Annotated in this window: 10 protein-coding genes and 2 pseudogenes; 7 read left to right on the forward strand and 5 right to left on the reverse strand. The window is 67.8% G+C overall.

The features are described from left to right. Positions 1 to 11 precede the first annotated feature (11 nt). Positions 12 to 1265, forward strand: a complete 1254-nt coding sequence (locus tag ACCD11_RS23755) for a dienelactone hydrolase family protein (protein ID WP_413315687.1) — start codon at positions 12 to 14, stop codon at positions 1263 to 1265. Between the two features lie 24 nt (positions 1266 to 1289). Here the strand turns inward: ACCD11_RS23755 and ACCD11_RS23760 are convergent, their stop codons facing one another. The 3 genes from ACCD11_RS23760 to ACCD11_RS23770 form a co-directional block, all read right to left on the reverse strand. Further along, on the reverse strand, positions 1290 to 2015 hold the full coding sequence (locus ACCD11_RS23760; RefSeq protein ID WP_413315688.1) for a hypothetical protein: 726 nt from the start codon (positions 2013 to 2015) through the stop codon (positions 1290 to 1292). Positions 2016 to 2158: 143 nt separating this feature from the next. Then, positions 2159 to 3232 carry an L-idonate 5-dehydrogenase gene (locus ACCD11_RS23765; RefSeq protein WP_413315689.1) on the reverse strand — a complete coding sequence of 358 codons (1074 nt, stop codon included), beginning with the start codon at positions 3230 to 3232 and terminating at the stop codon, positions 2159 to 2161. A 13-nt stretch (positions 3233 to 3245) separates the two neighbouring features. Beyond that, positions 3246 to 4199 carry a 2-hydroxyacid dehydrogenase gene (locus ACCD11_RS23770; RefSeq protein WP_413315690.1) on the reverse strand — a complete coding sequence of 318 codons (954 nt, stop codon included), beginning with the start codon at positions 4197 to 4199 and terminating at the stop codon, positions 3246 to 3248. A 127-nt stretch (positions 4200 to 4326) separates the two neighbouring features. Here ACCD11_RS23770 and ACCD11_RS23775 point away from each other — a divergent pair, with 127 nt between their 5' ends. Genes ACCD11_RS23775 through ACCD11_RS23785 form a run of 3 tightly spaced genes read left to right on the forward strand, consistent with a single transcriptional unit; the run spans position 4327 to position 6421 of the window. Beyond that, a complete protein-coding gene (locus tag ACCD11_RS23775) occupies positions 4327 to 5106 on the forward strand; it encodes an SDR family oxidoreductase (RefSeq protein ID WP_413315691.1) in 780 nt (259 codons plus the stop codon). Positions 5107 to 5136: 30 nt separating this feature from the next. Next, positions 5137 to 6039, forward strand: a complete 903-nt coding sequence (locus tag ACCD11_RS23780; protein ID WP_007836041.1) for an NAD(P)-dependent oxidoreductase — start codon at positions 5137 to 5139, stop codon at positions 6037 to 6039. 43 nt (positions 6040 to 6082) lie between these two features. Continuing rightward, positions 6083 to 6421, forward strand: coding sequence for a hypothetical protein (locus tag ACCD11_RS23785; protein ID WP_056512319.1), 339 nt, complete (start codon positions 6083 to 6085; stop codon positions 6419 to 6421). On the opposite strand, the gene ACCD11_RS23790 is transcribed toward ACCD11_RS23785, so the two are convergent. Further along, positions 6387 to 8309 (reverse strand): glycoside hydrolase family 15 protein, encoded by a 1923-nt coding sequence (locus ACCD11_RS23790; RefSeq protein WP_413315693.1) that lies wholly within the window; start codon positions 8307 to 8309, stop codon positions 6387 to 6389. The genes ACCD11_RS23785 and ACCD11_RS23790 overlap by 35 nt on opposite strands. Positions 8310 to 8394: 85 nt before the next feature. Next, positions 8395 to 8640, reverse strand: a complete 246-nt coding sequence (locus tag ACCD11_RS23795; protein WP_007836053.1) for a hypothetical protein — start codon at positions 8638 to 8640, stop codon at positions 8395 to 8397. A 231-nt stretch (positions 8641 to 8871) separates the two neighbouring features. Here ACCD11_RS23795 and ACCD11_RS23800 point away from each other — a divergent pair, with 231 nt between their 5' ends. From ACCD11_RS23800 to ACCD11_RS23810, 3 genes and pseudogenes are all read left to right on the forward strand, one after another. Continuing rightward, entirely contained in the window at positions 8872 to 9654 is a 783-nt protein-coding gene (locus tag ACCD11_RS23800) for a 4'-phosphopantetheinyl transferase family protein (protein WP_413315694.1), read from the forward strand. A 420-nt stretch (positions 9655 to 10074) separates the two neighbouring features. Beyond that, a pseudogene (locus ACCD11_RS23805) lies at positions 10075 to 10839 on the forward strand (ESPR-type extended signal peptide-containing protein); the annotation flags it as partial. 252 nt (positions 10840 to 11091) lie between these two features. Then, a pseudogene (locus ACCD11_RS23810) lies at positions 11092 to 16109 on the forward strand (beta strand repeat-containing protein); the annotation flags it as partial.

Below are 16109 nucleotides of genomic sequence, written 5' to 3' on the forward strand. Positions count from 1 at the left end.
CGGAGAACCACATGCAAGAGAAAGCTCAGGCTTCAGGCCACTACATCGAAATGAAAGCCGCCGATGGCAGCGGCACCTTCCGCGGCTACCTCGCGCTGCCTGCGGCGGGCACGGGCCCCGGCCTGGTGATCGCCCAGGAAATCTTCGGCATCAACCACACCATGCGCGAGGTGGCCGATTACTATGCCGAAGAAGGCTACGTGGCGCTGGTGCCCGACCTGTTCTGGCGGCAGGAGCCGAACGTGGAGCTCGGCTACAGCGAGGCCGACTGGCAGCGCGCCTTCGCGCTCTACGGCGGCTTCGACGAAGCCAAGGGCATGGAAGACATGCAGACCGCCATCGATGCGCTGCGCGCGCGCGCCGAGGTGCCCGGCAGGAAGGTCGGCGTGCTCGGCTTCTGCCTCGGCGGCAAGCTCGCATACCTGGCCGCATGCCGCACCGACGCGGACGCGGCGGTCGGCTACTACGGCGTGGGCATCGACGCCGCGCTCGGCGAGGCCGACCGGATCAAGCGGCCGCTCACGCTGCACATCGCCGAGCTCGACAAGTTCTGTCCGCCCGAGGCGCGCGACCGCATCGTCGCCACGCTCAAGGGCCGCCCCGGCGTTTCCCTGTACGTGTATCCGGGCATGGACCACGCCTTCGCGCGCGCCGGCGGCGAGCACTTCCACAAGCCTTCTGCGCTGATGGCGCACGAGCGCAGCATCGCCACGCTGAAGGACGCCATCGGCCCGCATTACGACCTCTCGGCGCTGTGGGACAAGCACTGCGAATACGAGTTCGCCACGCGCAACGTCGACGACACGATGAGCACCATGGTGGCCGAGCCGTACGTCAACCACATTCCCACCATGACCGGCGGCGTGGGCTACAAGGCGCTGCATGCGTTCTATACGAACCACTTCGTCAACAGCAATCCGCCCGACACCTCTCTGGTGCCCATCTCGCGCACAGTGGGCGCCACGCAGGTGGTCGACGAGATGCTGTTCTGCTTCACGCACACCACCGAGATCCCATGGATGCTGCCGGGGGTCAAACCGACCGGAAAACGCGTGGAGATACCGCTGCTCGCCGTCATCAAGTTCCGCGGCAACAAGCTCTATCACGAGCACATCTATTGGGACCAGGCCAGCGTGCTGGTGCAGGTCGGCCTGCTCGACGCCAAGCTGCTGCCGGTGGCGGGCATCGAGACAGCGCGCAAGCTGCTGGACGAGACGCTGCCGTCGAATACATTGATGACGCGTCAGGGGGCGACCGGGGCTTGAAGGGGCGCCGCGGCACTTCATGCCTCACTGTGCAATGTCGGCTGCGATTTTCTCCAGCACCTCGCGCGGCCGTTCGGTGATCACGTCGCCATGGCTCACCACGATACGCGCCAGCGCCGGTTCGGCCGCCCAGGCACGCAGTGCAGCCGCCAGCGCCGCATGGTCCTTGACGAACATCTTTTCGCCCACCCAGGGCATCTGCGGTTCCTTGACGCCAAAGCCCATGAGACGCGCCATCACCTTGGCGCCCAGGCCGTCGGGATGGTGCACGTTGGCAATGATGTCGTTGACGACCAGCGAGGTGCCGTCCGCGCGCCGGACGACCAGGGCGGCCTCCTTGTCGCCGACGCCCGGCACGGTCTGGAACGCCACGGTCGGGTCGTCGAGCACGTCCGTGGTCGCATCCACCGGCGCGGCCTCGGCCACGGCTTCGCGCGCGCCGGGCGGGCAGACAACCTTCGCAGTCGGATAGCGCCGCTTCCAGGCCTTGAGATCGAGGCGGTGCGATGCGCCGGGCACGATCAGAAAGTCGACCGACCCCAGCGCTTCGAGCTGCGCCATCTGCGGCTCGCTCAGCGCAATGGCACTCCACACGGCGAGTCGCCGGCCCCGCAATGTGAGCACGGTCATCCGGCGTGGAAAATGGCCGAGCGGCATGACGATTTCGCCCGCCACGGTGTGCAAGCCTTCGCCGAGCATTTCAAGCGGGCCGTGCTTCTCGACCTTCCATTCGTCGTTGAGTCTGGACATCTGGATACCTCCGTTTTGTTGAACGTCGATATGCAGCAACCTGAGCCTGTGGCTCGCGCCGCGCCGCCGGCCTCTTGCGCCAGTTCACGTAGGAATAGCGATGCCCGAAACAACTTCCTCCAGGATTTCAGCGGAAGACCCCGTCAGGCCGCAACAGCCTCGGCGCCCGCATCCGCAAAATCGATCAGCACCTTCATCGCCTTCTGCCGGTCGCTCGCCAGCTCGAAGGCCTGGCGCGCCTGCAGCATCGGGAAGGTGTGCGACACCACCGGCGACAGGTCGACGCGCCCTTCGTTGATGAGCCGCACCGCGAGCGCAAATTCCGCATGGAAGCGAAACGAACCGCAGATACTGAGTTCCTTGGCCACCACCATGTTCTGCGGAATGCTCACGTCGCCGCCCAGCCCCAGTTGCACGACCACGCCGCGCGGGCGCATCACCTCGAGCCCGTCGCGCAGCGCGCGCTCGTTGCCCGAGCATTCGAGCATCACGTCGAAGGTGCCCTTGTCGGCCGAATGGCGTGAGACCCAGGCCTTGTCCTGCGCGACGTTGATGACGTTGTCGGCGCCCATGGCGCGCGCGATGGCCAGCGGCTCGTCGACCACGTCGGTAGCGGTGATCTCGGCCGCCCCGTGCGCGCGCGCCGCCGCGATGGCCAGCACGCCGATGGGCCCGCAACCCGACACCAACACCCGCTTGCCCAGCAGCGGGCCGGCGCGCGACACGCCGTGCAGCCCCACCGAGAACGGCTCGGCCAGCGCGGCCAGGCCCAGCGGCACGTGCTCGGCCACCTTCACGCACTGCGTGGCCTCGCACAGCAGCATGTTGCGGAAGGCGCCCTGCACGTGCGGCGTGCGCATCGCGCTGCCATAGAAGCGCATGTCGAGGCACTGGTTGGGCAGGCCCTCGAGGCAGAACTTGCAGGCGCCGCACGGGCGGCTCGGGTTGACGGCCACCTTGTCGCCGATGCGCACGCTCTCCACGCCGGGCGCCACCGCCACCACGGTGCCGGCCACTTCATGGCCCAGCACCATCGGCTCCTTGATGCGCACGGTGCCAAAGCCGCCGTTGTGAAAGTAGTGCAGGTCGGAGCCGCAGATGCCGCCCATGCCGACCTTCACCAGCACCTGGCCCGGGCCGATCTCGCCGGCGTCCTGTTCGTCCAGGCGCAGATCGTCGGGGGCGTGGATCACGAGGCACATACAACGCAAACGCATGATGTTTCTTCCTTCAGGCAACGGGAGTGACCAGGGGCTGGCCCGCGAAGTGGGCCTCGAGGTTGCGGCGCACGAGTTCGCCCATGGCGCGGCGCGTCTCTTCGGTGCCGCTGCCATGGTGCGGGTGCAGCACCACGTTGTCGAGCGCGGCAAAGCGCGAATCGATGCGCGGTTCGTTGAGGAACACGTCGAGCGCGGCGCCGGCAACGGCGCGCGCCTCCAGCGCCTGCAGCAGCGCGCCTTCGTCGACGGTGGTGCCGCGCGACACGTTCACCAGCCAGCCCTTCGGGCCCAGCGCCTGCAGCACTTCGGCATTGACGATGCCGCGCGTTGCTTCGCCGCCGGGCAGGATGACGATGAGCACGTCGCACCAGTCGGCCATGGCGGACAAGCTTGCGAAGTGACGGTGCGGACTGTCTTGCTTCGGCGTGCGGCTGAAGTAGCCCAGCTCCACGTCGAAGCCCGAGAGCCGGCGCGCGATGGTGCTGCCGATGCGGCCGAAGCCCGCGATGCCGATGCGCTGGCCGAAGACGCGCGTGGTCAGCGGCATGCCGCCGTTGGCCCATGCGCCGCTGCGCACGAACCGGTCGCCCGCCGGAATGCGCCGCTGCAGCGCGAGCGTGAGCCCCACGGCGAGATCGGCCACGTCGCCGTTGAGCACGTCGGGCGTATTGGTCACGCGGATGCCGCGCGCACGGCAGGCGGCGAGGTCGATGCCGTCGGTGCCCACGCCGTAGCAGGCGATCAGTTCCAGCTTCGGCAGTGAGGCAATCAGCTCGGCATTCGCGCCCAGTTCGCCACGCGTGGCGACCGCGCGGATGTGCGGCGCGTGCTCCGCAATGAAGGCCTGCCGGTCGGGCGCTTCCCACAGGCGGTGCAGCGTGTAGGCGGCCTGCATCGGCGCCATGTCCCATTCCGGGTAGGCGCCGGGCATCAGCACGTGCGGGGATGTAGCGGTAGCGGTCAAGCGGGTCTCTCCTGCGGTTGTCGATTCAATCAGATACCGGTAACTTTAATCGCCAGCATGAAATAGCGCCAGCGCAGGTTTTACCCATTGACGACTGCAAAAGATACCGGTAACTTATCCAACTGTCATGGACCAGGAGCCTCCCTTGAAACTGTTCGACCTTTCCGGGCGCACCGCCCTCATCACCGGCTCCAGCAAGGGCATCGGCTTCGCGCTGGCCGCGGCGCTGGGCAATGCCGGAGCGCGCGTGGTGCTCAATGCACGCGACGCCGCGGCGCTCGCCGCCGCCCGTGACGCCCTGCGCGCCAAGGGCATCGCGGCCGAGGCCATGGCCTTCGACGTGACCGACGCCGCCGCGGTGGAAGCGGGCGTGGCCGCCATCGAAGCCGACATCGGCGCCATCGACATCCTCGTCAACAACGCCGGCATGCAGCACCGCGGCGCGTTCGCCGAATTCCCGGTCGATGCCTGGCACAAGATAGTCACCACGAACATCGACAGCGTGTTCCTGGTCGGCCGCTTCGTGGCCCAGCGCATGATCGAGCGCAAGCGCGGCAAGATCATCAACGTGTGCTCGGTGCAGAGCGAGCTGGGCCGCCCCGGCATTGCGCCCTACGCCGCCACCAAGGGCGCGGTGAAGATGCTCACCAAGGGCATGGCGATCGACCTCGGCAAGCACGGCATCCAGGTCAACGGCCTCGGGCCGGGCTACTTCAAGACCGAACTCACGCAGGCGCTGGTGGCCGACGAGGCCTTCACGGCGTGGCTCTCGGGCCGCACACCCGCCGGCCGCTGGGGCGACGTGGAAGAGCTGGGCGGTGCGGCCATCTTCCTGGCTTCGGATGCGTCGAGCTTCGTCAACGGCCACATCCTGTATGTGGATGGCGGCATCACCGCGAGCCTGTAGCACCGTGCACTGCATGCTGAAAGCCCCCGCATGACGACCGCAACCGTCCCCAGCCAGCGCGTGGCCGTGATCGGCGTGGGCATCATGGGCACGGCCATCGCGCGCCGGCTGCTCGAATGCGGCCACCGGGTGAGCGTGTTCGATCCCGATACGGCCAAGGTCGCGGCGCTGCAGGCGCATGGCGCGCAGGCCGCCGGCACCGCGCAGGCGGCAGCGGCGGCCTGCGACTTCGTGATCACCAGCCTCAACTCGGCGGCGGTGGTGGAGCGCGCGATCTTCGGCGAGGCCGGCATCGCCGCCGCGCCGGCCGATGCAAAGCGGCTGCTGATCGACATGTCGTCCATCGACCCGCCGTCCACGCGCCGGCTCGCGCAGTCGCTGCGCGAGCGCACGGGCATGGGCTTCGTCGACGCACCGCTCTCCGGCGGCGCGCCCAAGGCGCTGCTCGGGCAGCTCACGGTGATGGCCGGCGGCAGCGCCGAAGACGTGCAGCGCGCACGCGCCGTGATGGACAGCCTGTGCGCCAACTACACCCGCATGGGCGACAGCGGCGCGGGCCAGACCACCAAGCTCGTCAACCAGCTGCTCTGCGCCATCGGCTTCCAGGCCGTGGCCGAGGCGGTGCGGCTGGCCGAGGCCGGCGGCGTCGATGCCTCGAAGCTGCCCGCCGCGCTGGCCGGCGGCCGCGCCGACAGCCAGATCCTGCGCGAGTTCGGCCCCAAGATGGCCGCGCGCGACTACACGCCCACGGGGCGCATCGACAACATGCTGAAGGACCTCGAGGCGGTGCAGGCCTTCTCGCAGGGCCAACGCCTGCCGATGCCGCTGGCGGGCGCCGTCTCGGAGCTGCACCGCAGCTTCGTCGCGGCCGGGCTCGGTGCCGAAGACACGGCGGCCATGATGCGGCAGTTCGACGGCTACGCTCGCGGCTGAAGCGGCCGCACCCACGGATTTCAACCAGGAAAGAAGAACACCCATGTTCATCCGCTGCGCGTTTTTCAGGGGCCGGGTCAAGGCCGGCATGGAAGAAGCATTCGACCGCCACGTGCACGAAAAGCTCGTGCCGCTGTGGACCCGCTTCCCCGGTGCGCTTGAGGTGCGCGTGCTGCGCCAGCTCGAAAGCGACGTGAGCGATCCCGAACTGGCAATGGTGCTGTCGATCCGCTATGCGAGCCGCGAGGACATCGCCATCGCGCTCGATTCGCCCGTGCGCTACGAAAGCCGCGAGGTCTCGAAGAAGCTCTTCGAGATGTTCGACGGCACGGTCTTCCACACCGTGTTCAGCGCCGAGGAGTTCGCGCTCGCGGCCGCCTGAGCGGCGTCTTCTTCCTTGCCGTCTTGTTTGCCTTCTGCGGCTGCGCCTTGCCGTCGAGGTCCGCCAGTTCCCACACGCCGCCGGCCGCCGACACCAGCGCATGCGCGCTGTTGATCAGCCCGATGTGCGAGAACGCCTGCGGAAAATTTCCGAGCTGCCGCTGCGCCACCGGGTCGTACTCCTCGGCGAACAGGCCCAGGTCGTTGCCCAGTGCCAGCAGGCGCTTGAACAGCGCCCGCGCCTTGCGCATCCTGCCCATGGCCACGTACACGTTCGACAGCCAGAAGCTGCACGCGAGAAACGCGCCCTCCCCGCCTTCGAGGCCGTCCACGCCCTTCTCGGTGCGGTAGCGGTACACCAGGCCGTTGAAGATCAGTTCCTTCTCGATGCGCGCGATGGTGCCCTGCACGCGCGCGTCGTGAATGGGCAGGAAGCCGATCAGCGGCATCCACAGCAGCGCCGCGTCCACCGTGTCGGCGCCGTAGAACTGCACGAAGGAATTGCGCCCGGCATCGTAGCCGCGTGCGCAGACTTCGGCATGGATCTCGTCGCGCACCTCGCGCCAGCGCTCGACGGGGCCTTCGAGCCCGTACTCCGTCGCGCTCGCGATCATCCGGTCGAAGGCCAGCCAGCACATGATCTTGGAGTGCACGAAGTGGCGTGGCTCGCCGCGCACTTCCCAGAGGCTGCAGTCGGGCTCCTTCCAAAGCGCCGTCAGCTGCTTCGCGATGGCGCGCTCCAGCGGCCACACCTTGTCCATGTCCGCCAGCCCGGCCTTGCGCGCCGCATGGAAGGCTGCGATGACCGAGCCGTACACATCGAGTTGCCGCTGCCCGTGCGCGCCGTTGCCGATGCGCACCGGCCGGCTGTTCTCGTAGCCCGGCAGCCAGCCGAGCTCGAGTTCGGTGAGCGAGCGTTCGCCGTGCAGGCCGTACATCACCTGCAGCTCCTCGGGCGAGCCGCCCACCGCGCGCATCAGCCACCAGCGCCAGGCGCTGGCCTCCTCCACATAGCCCGAGCCGATCAGCGCGTAGAGCGTGAGCGCCGCGTCGCGCAGCCAGCAGAAGCGGTAGTCCCAGTTGCGCTCGCCGCCGGGCCGCTCGGGCAGCGAAGTGCTCGGCGCGGCAACGATGCCGCCGGTGGGCTCGTAGGTGAGCGCCTTGAGCGTGAGCAGCGAGCGCATCACCGGCTCGTGGAACTCGCCGCCGTAGCCGCAGCGCCCGGTCCATGCGCTCCACTCGATCACGGTGCGCGCCAGCAGCGCGCTGGCGTCGCGCGTCACCGGCGGCTTCAGGTGCGACGGAAACCAGTCGAGGCTGAACGCGATCGACTGCCCCGCCGACACGGAGAAGTCGGCAAAGCTCGCGAAGTTCTCGTTGGTCAGCGGCACGCCGGAGCTGATGCGCACCGAGTCGGGCCCGGCCGTTGCGAACACCGCGCCGTCGCGCCGCTCCATCCACGGGCACCACTCGCCGTAGTTGAAGCGGATGCGGAACTCGGTGTGCATGGCGACGATGCCGCGCACGCCCCGCACGATGCGCACCACCTCGTGCGTGCCGTCGATGGCGGGGCGGGGCATGAAGTCGGTGACGATGGCCACGCCCTTGGCCGTGCGGATCGTGGTCTCGAGCACCACGGTGCCGGGCAGGTAGCGCCGGGTGATGCGCGCACTGCGGTCCTTGGCACGCATCGTCCAGTGCCCGTTGCGCTCGTCGCCGAGCAGGCTGGCGAACATGGCCGCGGAATCGAAGCGCGGCAGGCACAGCCACTCGATGTCGCCGCCGCGGTGCACCAGCGCCGCGCTGTGGGTCGAGCCGATGAGCGCGTAGTCGCCGATGGGGCGGTCGGCATGGAGCCGTCCGGAGGGGTGCTTGGGGTTCTTTGGCAAGAGCCCGAGTCTTTTCGCGCGCGCGGGCGAGGCACGCCAGCGGCGGGCGCGGATTGCTGACGGACAACGCCTTTTCGCGGGCGCGTCAGGCCTGAGGATCACGCCCCCCAGGCCGGGTCATCCATTCGTCCACGAAAAACCGCGCACGGAACCTGACCCGTTCGAGCGCGGCTTCGCGCGAAGGCTGCTGCGCCAGCACGAACACGCAGCGCTGCACGCGCCCCTGGCGGAGTTCGGCCTTGCCGGCGTAGGTGCCTTCCGGGGCCTTCTTGAGGTCCACTTGGCAAGTCCAGCCTTCGGGGAGATCGAAGTCGGAGAATTCGTGGGTCATGGCAGATCGAAGAATAGTTCTCCGGGAGCCGCGGCTCAATCCTCCAGCCAGCGGTGCCAAGGGCCTTTTCCTGAAAATGTGACGATCGCCGGCCTCGAGGAACCACCACCAATGGGCGGGTGCCTGAGCGACCTCTACCAACGCCAGCAGACCGTCGACACCAGTATGGGCGGGCTTAAGCCCAGCTGAAGAACCCGCCGGACGAGTTGAAAAATCAAGCAAGAATTGCGAATGCAACTGCAGATCGACTCGCGCCAGGTCCACCTGTGGCACCTGTACGTTCCCGACCAGGACGCCCCCGCCCACGAAGAAGCCATGGCCCTGCTGACGCCCGAGGAGCGCGAAAAGCACGGGCGCTTCCACTTCGCCCGCGACAGGCGCCGGTACCTCATGACGCGGTGGCTGATCCGCTCGCTGCTCTCCCGCTACGCGCCCATCGCGCCGCGCGACTGGCGGTTCGAAACCAACGCCTATGGGCGCCCGCGGATCGCCAATGCGCTGCTGCAGGCGAAGCGTCTTCGCTTCAACATTTCGCACAGCGCCGCGCTCATCGTGGTGGCGCTGACGGTCGAGCGCGAGGTGGGCGTGGACGTCGAACACACGGCCAGGGCCGCCCCGCTGGAGATTGCGCAGCAGTTCTTTTCCGCCGACGAGGCGCAGGCGCTGCGGCAGCTTCCTGCCGAGCTTCAGCCCTCCCGGTTCTGGGATCTCTGGACGCTCAAGGAAAGCTACATCAAGGCGCGCGGCATGGGGTTGTCGCTTCCGCTGGACCGGTTCTCCTTCAGTTTCGAAGGCGCGCATGAGGTGGCGGTCGGCTTCGAGGACGGCCTCGACGATTCAGCTGCGCGCTGGCGGTTCTGGCAGCTCCAGCCGGACAACGCGCATGCCGTGGCCCTCTGCCTGGAGTGCGTGCAACCGGAAGGCGTGCAACTCGTGTGCTGGAAGGCATCGCCGCTGCTTGCCTCGGTCGAAGAGTTCCAGAGCGCGGTGACGCGCCGGTCACCGGGCGGTTGATTCCCCGGGGCGGAACGGCCTTCCAAATTTCGCGCGAGTCTGATCGCGGGCTTTGTCAAGCGGCATGCCCGCCATGGAACATCGTTTCCATAAATATCTCGCAAGTAAATCGATGCACTAAAAAGAGCTATCGATTGCTTTCCTCCTGTGAGAAACAGATGTTCATTACCACCAAAATCTACGATTGACAAAGGAACTTTCCATGGTAAGCATTAAATTCATTAGTAACTTGTTATTACTATTAATAAATAATCTGCGTTTGAAAATTTAAATCAATTCGACAAACTGCCTCCTAAAAGCGACAAGGCAGATTGCAATTACCCACCCCCCAATTAACATTTGTTTGCAACAACTAACAAATAATGCGCAGGGACAAGGTCCTAGGACCGATCACTGATTTTTAATTGGATGGATGGGGTCATGAATAAAACTTATCGCTCACTCTGGAATGAGTCCCTTGGCGCCTGGGTCGCCGCGTCGGAAAACACGCGAGCCTGTGGCAAGCGCGGCGGCGGCCGCGTGGCATTGGCCGCTGTGGCCAGCGTGCTCGGATTGTTGTCGTTCTCGGCGCAGGCGCAATCCGTGAACTGCACCAATTCGCCTTACAACTTATATAACGGCACCGCCTCATGCATGGGGTGGCAATCCCAGGCCACCGCGGATGGAGCCACTGCGCTCGGGTATCAGGCACTGGCCACCCTCAACTGGGCGACGGCTGTGGGTTATCAGAGCGTAGCCTCGGCCCAATACTCGGTGGCTATCGGTCGGCTGGCATCGGCCACAGGTCCCGGAGGAGCGATCGCGATAGGTAGTGGCACGGTTTCAAACAATGTCAATACAGTCGCACTAGGCGTCAACGCCAATGCCACCGCAGCCGGCGGCAACGCCCTGGGAACCTTTTCCACCGCATCGGGCGGGAACTCCACCGCCGTCGGTACCAGTTCCACGGCCAGTGGCGCTGTTTCATTCGCCGGGGGCTGGGCGTCCGTTGCCAGCGGAGACAGCAGCACAGCAGTGGGACGTCAGGCCAACGCATCGGCAACGGATACCACCGCGATAGGACATCTGGCAGCGGCAAGCGATGCTGCAGCAACCGCCGTAGGAAATGGCGCCCGGGCGCTGGGAAATAGTTCGCTTGCGCTCGGAGCGCAAGCGGTCGCTTTCGGGGACAGCACGGTTGCGGTCGGCCAGGGTGCCGGCGCGGGCTCGACGATCGCCAACACGGGTTCGGTCGCAGTGGGCATTGCCGCCGGCACGCTGGTCAGCGGCGCGCTGAATACGGCTCTGGGCGGAGGCATTGCGAGCGTGATGCGGGGCGCCGGTTCGGGCGTCACGGGAGCGCGCAACGTCGCATTCGGCACGGGCGATGGCAAGGTCGCCTATGACGCCACGCTGGCCGCTTCGGCGGGCAGCCTGGTCAGCGGCAACGACAACGTCGCGATCGGCACCAACGCAGGTATCGGTGTCGCAGGCAATGCGACCACATCGATCGGCCTGAACGCGAATGCGAGCGCGAACAACGCGATCGCCCTCGGTTCGCAGGCAACGGCATCGGCAGCAAATACCCTCGCTCAAGGCACCGGCAGCAATGCAGGCAACCTGAACGCCATCGCGATCGGCTTCCAAGCGATCGCAACCAAGATCAACTCCATCAATCTTGGCGCGCGCACGGCTCCAGGAGCGGGCGCCCTGGGGGAAAGCGCCATCGCCATTGGCACGGACGTGACGGCCTCGCAAGATCGGGCGGTCGGGCTGGGCATCGGAAGCCGGGCAACCGGCCTGGATGCGCTGGCGGCCGGTACCCGCACCAATGCGGCTGCCGACTACGCCACGGCGCTCGGTTCGGGCGGGACCACGGCAGCGACGGCCGTGCGCGCCACCGGCGTCGGCGCGGTGGCGATGGGCGGCAACGCCACCGCGGGCGCCCTTGCATCGGGCGCCAATGCCATCGCGATTGGCGGTGAATCCGTCGCCGATGCCGCCGAGGCGGTTGCCATTGGCCGGGGCTCCAGGGCCACCGGCGGTCGCGCGGTTTCGATCGGCTCGGGCAACGTCGCCAACGGCAACGGCGCGGTCGCCATCGGCGACCCCAACACCGCCACCGGCAACGGCGCGATTGCCTCGGGCCTGGACAACACCGCCACCGGCGACGGTTCGGTGGCCATGGGCAATACCAACATGGTGGGCGGCGGCGGGCAGGCGGTCAGCACCCCCGGCACGGCGGCACAGGGCGCGGTCGGCATCGGCTACCGCAACACCGTGGTAGGCCAGGGCAGTGTCGCGATCGGCAGCACCAGCAGCGCGCTCGCCGCGGGCGCGGTGGCATTCGGCGACACGGCGGTGGCCAACAACGCGGACGACGTGGCGCTGGGCTCGGGCTCCACGACGAGCAAGGCCGTCGGCACGGCCAGCACCACCATCGGCGGCACGGTCTACAACTTCCAGGGCACCACGCCGACGAGCACGGTGAGCGTGGGCAGCGTGGGCAACGAACGCACCATCACCAACGTGGCCGCGGGCCGGATCTCCGCGACCTCGACCGACGCCATCAACGGCTCGCAGCTCTACGCCACCAACCAGGCGGTGCAGGCCATCGCGGCCAGCACGCCCACGCACTACTACAGCGTGAACGATGGCGGTGTGCAGCAGGCGAACTACACGAACAACGGCGCGACCGGCGCGAATTCGTTGGCGGCCGGCGTCGCCGCGTCGGCTACGGGCGATCAGTCCGTGGCGCAGGGCTTCCAGTCGAGCGCATCGGCCGGCGACGCCATTGCGATCGGCACCGGCACCAAGGCGTCGGCGGTCAGCAGCACCGCGATCGGCGTCAACGCCGTGGCATCGGGCGTCAGCGGCTCCACGGCGGTGGGTGCCTTCTCCAGCGCCAGTGCCACCAACAGCCTGGCGGTCGGCGAATTTGCCAGCGCATCCGACGTGGGCGCCTCGGCCGTCGGCCCCGGCGCGAACGCCGCGGCAGCACGTGCCACGGCGCTCGGCAATGCCTCTTCCGTCGCGGCTGCGGGCGGCGTCGCCGTGGGCGACACGGCCAGCGCCAAGGCGGCGAACAGCGTGGCGCTGGGCGCGAACTCGGTTGCCAACAACGCCGGTGACGTGGCGCTGGGTTCTGGCTCGACCACCGCCACGGCCGTCGGCACGGCCAGCGCCGTGATCAACGGCAAGACCTACAACTTCCAGGGCACCACGCCGGCTTCGACGGTGAGCGTGGGCGCGGTGGGCGCCGAGCGCACCGTCACCAACGTCGCGGCCGGCCGGATCTCCGGTACCAGCACCGATGCGATCAACGGCAGCCAGCTGTTCGCCACCAACGCCGCGATCGATGATGTAGCCACCACGGCCAACAAAGGTTGGAACGTGACCACAGGCCAGACAGGCACCGGCACGGTCACAGGCACCAGCGTGCAGAACATCGCCCCAGGCGGCACCGCCACCTACACGGCGGGCAACAACATCGCCATCACGCAGAACGGTGCGGAGGTGCAGATCGCCACCAGCGCCACGCCCAGCTTCACCAGCGTGACCACGGGCGGCACCGTGCTGAACAACAACGGCCTCACGATCACGGGTGGCCCGAGCGTGACGAACACCGGCATCAACGCCGGCAACACGGTCATCACCAACGTGGCGCCCGGCGTGGCGCCCACCGATGCGGTGAACGTGACCCAGCTGAACACCACGGTGGCGGCCAACAAGACCAAGTACTACAGCGTGAACTCCACCGGCGGCGGCAACGAGGACAACCTCGGCGCCACGGGCACCGATGCCATTGCATCGGGCAAGAACGCGACGGCGGCGGGGAACTCGGCCGTGGCCATCGGCCTGGGCGCGACGGCTGCGAACGCCAACAGCGTGGCGCTGGGCTCCGGCTCCGCGACGGCCGCTGCGGTCGGCACGGCCAGCACCGTGATCAACGGCAAGACCTACAACTTCCAGGGCACCACGCCGGCTTCGACGGTGAGCGTGGGCGCGGTGGGCGCCGAGCGCACCGTCACCAACGTCGCAGCCGGCCGGATCTCCGGTACCAGCACCGATGCGATCAACGGCAGCCAGCTGTTCGCCACCAACGCCGCGATCGATGATGTAGCCACCACGGCCAACAAAGGTTGGAACGTGACCACAGGCCAGACGGGCACCGGTACGGTCACAGGCACCAGCGTGCAGAACATCGCCCCGGGCGGCACCGCCACCTACACGGCGGGCAACAACATCGCCATCACGCAGAACGGTGCGGAGGTGCAGATCGCCACCAGCGCCACGCCCAGCTTCACCAGCGTGACCACGGGCGGCACGGTGCTGAACAACAACGGCCTCACGATCACGGGTGGCCCGAGCGTGACGAACACCGGCATCAACGCCGGCAACACGGTCATCACCAACGTGGCACCCGGCGTGGCGCCCACCGATGCGGTGAACGTGACCCAGCTGGGCGACACGGTGGCGGCCAACAAGACCAAGTACTACAGCGTGAACGACAACGGGGTGGCGGGAGCCAACGTCAACAACGACGGCGCACAGGGCATCAACTCCATCGCCGCGGGCGTGGGTGCGAGCACCACCAAGGCGGCCACCGGCAGCGTGGCCATGGGCAACAACGCCGCGGCCAGCGTCGTCAACGGGCTGGCGCTGGGCTCCGGCGCGGCGGCGGGTACCAACGCGGGCGACGTGGCACTGGGCTCCGGCTCCGTCACGGCGGCCGTGGTCAACACCCCCGGCGTGACCATCAACGGCACGCCCCACACCTTCCAGGGCACCACTGCGACGAGCACCGTGAGCGTGGGCGCGGTGGGCGCCGAGCGCACGATCACCAACGTCGCAGCCGGCCGGATTTCCAACACCTCGACCGACGCGATCAACGGCTCGCAGCTGTTCGCCACCAATGCCGAGCTGGCCAACATCGGCTCCACGGCCAGCAAGGGCTGGAACATGACCACGGCCCGGACAGGCACGGGCACGGCGACGGGCACCAGCGTGCAGAACATCGCCCCGGGCGGCACCGCCACCTACACGGCGGGCGACAACATCGCCATCACGCAGAACGGTGCAGAGGTGCAGATCGCCACCAGCGCCACGCCCAACTTCACCAGCGTGACCACGGGCGGCACGACGCTGAACAACAACGGCCTCACGATCACGGGCGGACCGAGCGTGACGAACACCGGGATCAATGCCGGCAACACGGTCATCACCAACGTGGCGCCCGGCGTGGCGCCCACCGATGCGGTGAACGTGAGCCAGCTGACCACGCAGGTGAATGCGTCCAAGATCCACTACTACAGCGTGAACGACAACGGCACGCAGCAGGGGAACTATGCGAACGATGGGGCCACGGGCATCAATGCCCTGGCTGCCGGCGTGAACGCCCTGGCCGCGGGTGCAAGCGGCATTGCCATGGGCAACGGCGCGCGCGCCAGCGCCGCTGACACCATCGCCATCGGCAGCACTGCGACGGCCGATTCGGCGGAGGCGGTGGCCATCGGCAAGAACGCGAAGGCCACAGGCGGCAAGGCGATCTCGATCGGCTCGGGCAACACGGCCTACGGCGACGGGGCTGTTGCCATCGGCGATCCGAGCTATGCCAGCGGTACCGGTGCCTTTACCGGCGGTGCCAACAACATCGCCAACAGCGACGGCACGGCCTCGGCCACTGCGGCCAACCAGGCCAATGGTGCAGTCGCCATCGGCAATGGCAACAAGGCGATCGGCCAGGGCTCGGTGGCACTGGGCAACGGCTCCACGGCCGGTGCGGCCGGCAAGGCCGGCAGCGTGGCCATCGGCGATGCAGCGACGGCGACTGCCAATGCGGGCGATGTGGCGCTGGGCTCCGGCTCGATCACCACGGCGGCCGTCGGCACGGCCAGCGCGACCATCAACGGCAAGACCTACAACTTCCAGGGCACCACGCCGGCGAGCACGGTGAGCGTCGGCGCGCCGGGGGCGGAGCGCACGATCACCAACGTGGCCGCCGGCCGGATCTCCAACACCAGCACCGATGCGATCAACGGCTCGCAGCTGTTCGCCACCAACCAGTCGATCGAGGACCTCAGCACGACGGTCACGACCAACAAGACCAAGTACTACAGCGTCAACTCCACCGGCGGCACCAACGAAGACAACCTCGGCGCCACCGGCGCCAACGCCATCGCGTCGGGCAAGAACGCGGCGGCGGCCGGCGCTTCGGCGGTGGCCATCGGCCTGGGGGCCACGGCCGCGGACGCCAACAGCGTGGCGCTGGGCGCAGGTTCGGCCACGGCCGCTGCCGTGGGGACTGCGAGCACGACGATCAACGGCACGACCTACAACTTCCAGGGCACCACCCCGGTGGGCACGGTCAGCGTGGGCACGGTCGGAGCCGAACGCACCATCACCAACGTGGCCGCCGGCCGGATCTCCAACACCAGCACCGATGCGATCAACGGCTCGCAGCTGTTCGCCACCAA

The sequence above is a fragment of the Variovorax sp. Varisp36 genome (assembly GCF_047304235.1).
Lineage (GTDB): Bacteria > Pseudomonadota > Gammaproteobacteria > Burkholderiales > Burkholderiaceae_C > Variovorax.

Bases quoted from the DNA above. Each gene is read 5' to 3' on its own strand.
- ACCD11_RS23795 (WP_007836053.1), bottom strand. From the start codon at position 8,640: ATGACCCACGAATTCTCCGACTTCGATCTCCCCGAAGGCTGGACTTGC.
- ACCD11_RS23780 (WP_007836041.1), top strand. From the start codon at position 5,137: ATGACGACCGCAACCGTCCCCAGCCAGCGCGTGGCCGTGATCGGCGTG.
- ACCD11_RS23765 (WP_413315689.1), bottom strand. From the start codon at position 3,232: ATGCGTTTGCGTTGTATGTGCCTCGTGATCCACGCCCCCGACGATCTG.
- ACCD11_RS23775 (WP_413315691.1), top strand. From the start codon at position 4,327: ATGGACCAGGAGCCTCCCTTGAAACTGTTCGACCTTTCCGGGCGCACC.
- ACCD11_RS23785 (WP_056512319.1), top strand. From the start codon at position 6,083: ATGTTCATCCGCTGCGCGTTTTTCAGGGGCCGGGTCAAGGCCGGCATG.
- ACCD11_RS23760 (WP_413315688.1), bottom strand. From the start codon at position 2,015: ATGTCCAGACTCAACGACGAATGGAAGGTCGAGAAGCACGGCCCGCTT.
- ACCD11_RS23755 (WP_413315687.1), top strand. From the start codon at position 12: ATGCAAGAGAAAGCTCAGGCTTCAGGCCACTACATCGAAATGAAAGCC.
- ACCD11_RS23800 (WP_413315694.1), top strand. From the start codon at position 8,872: ATGCAACTGCAGATCGACTCGCGCCAGGTCCACCTGTGGCACCTGTAC.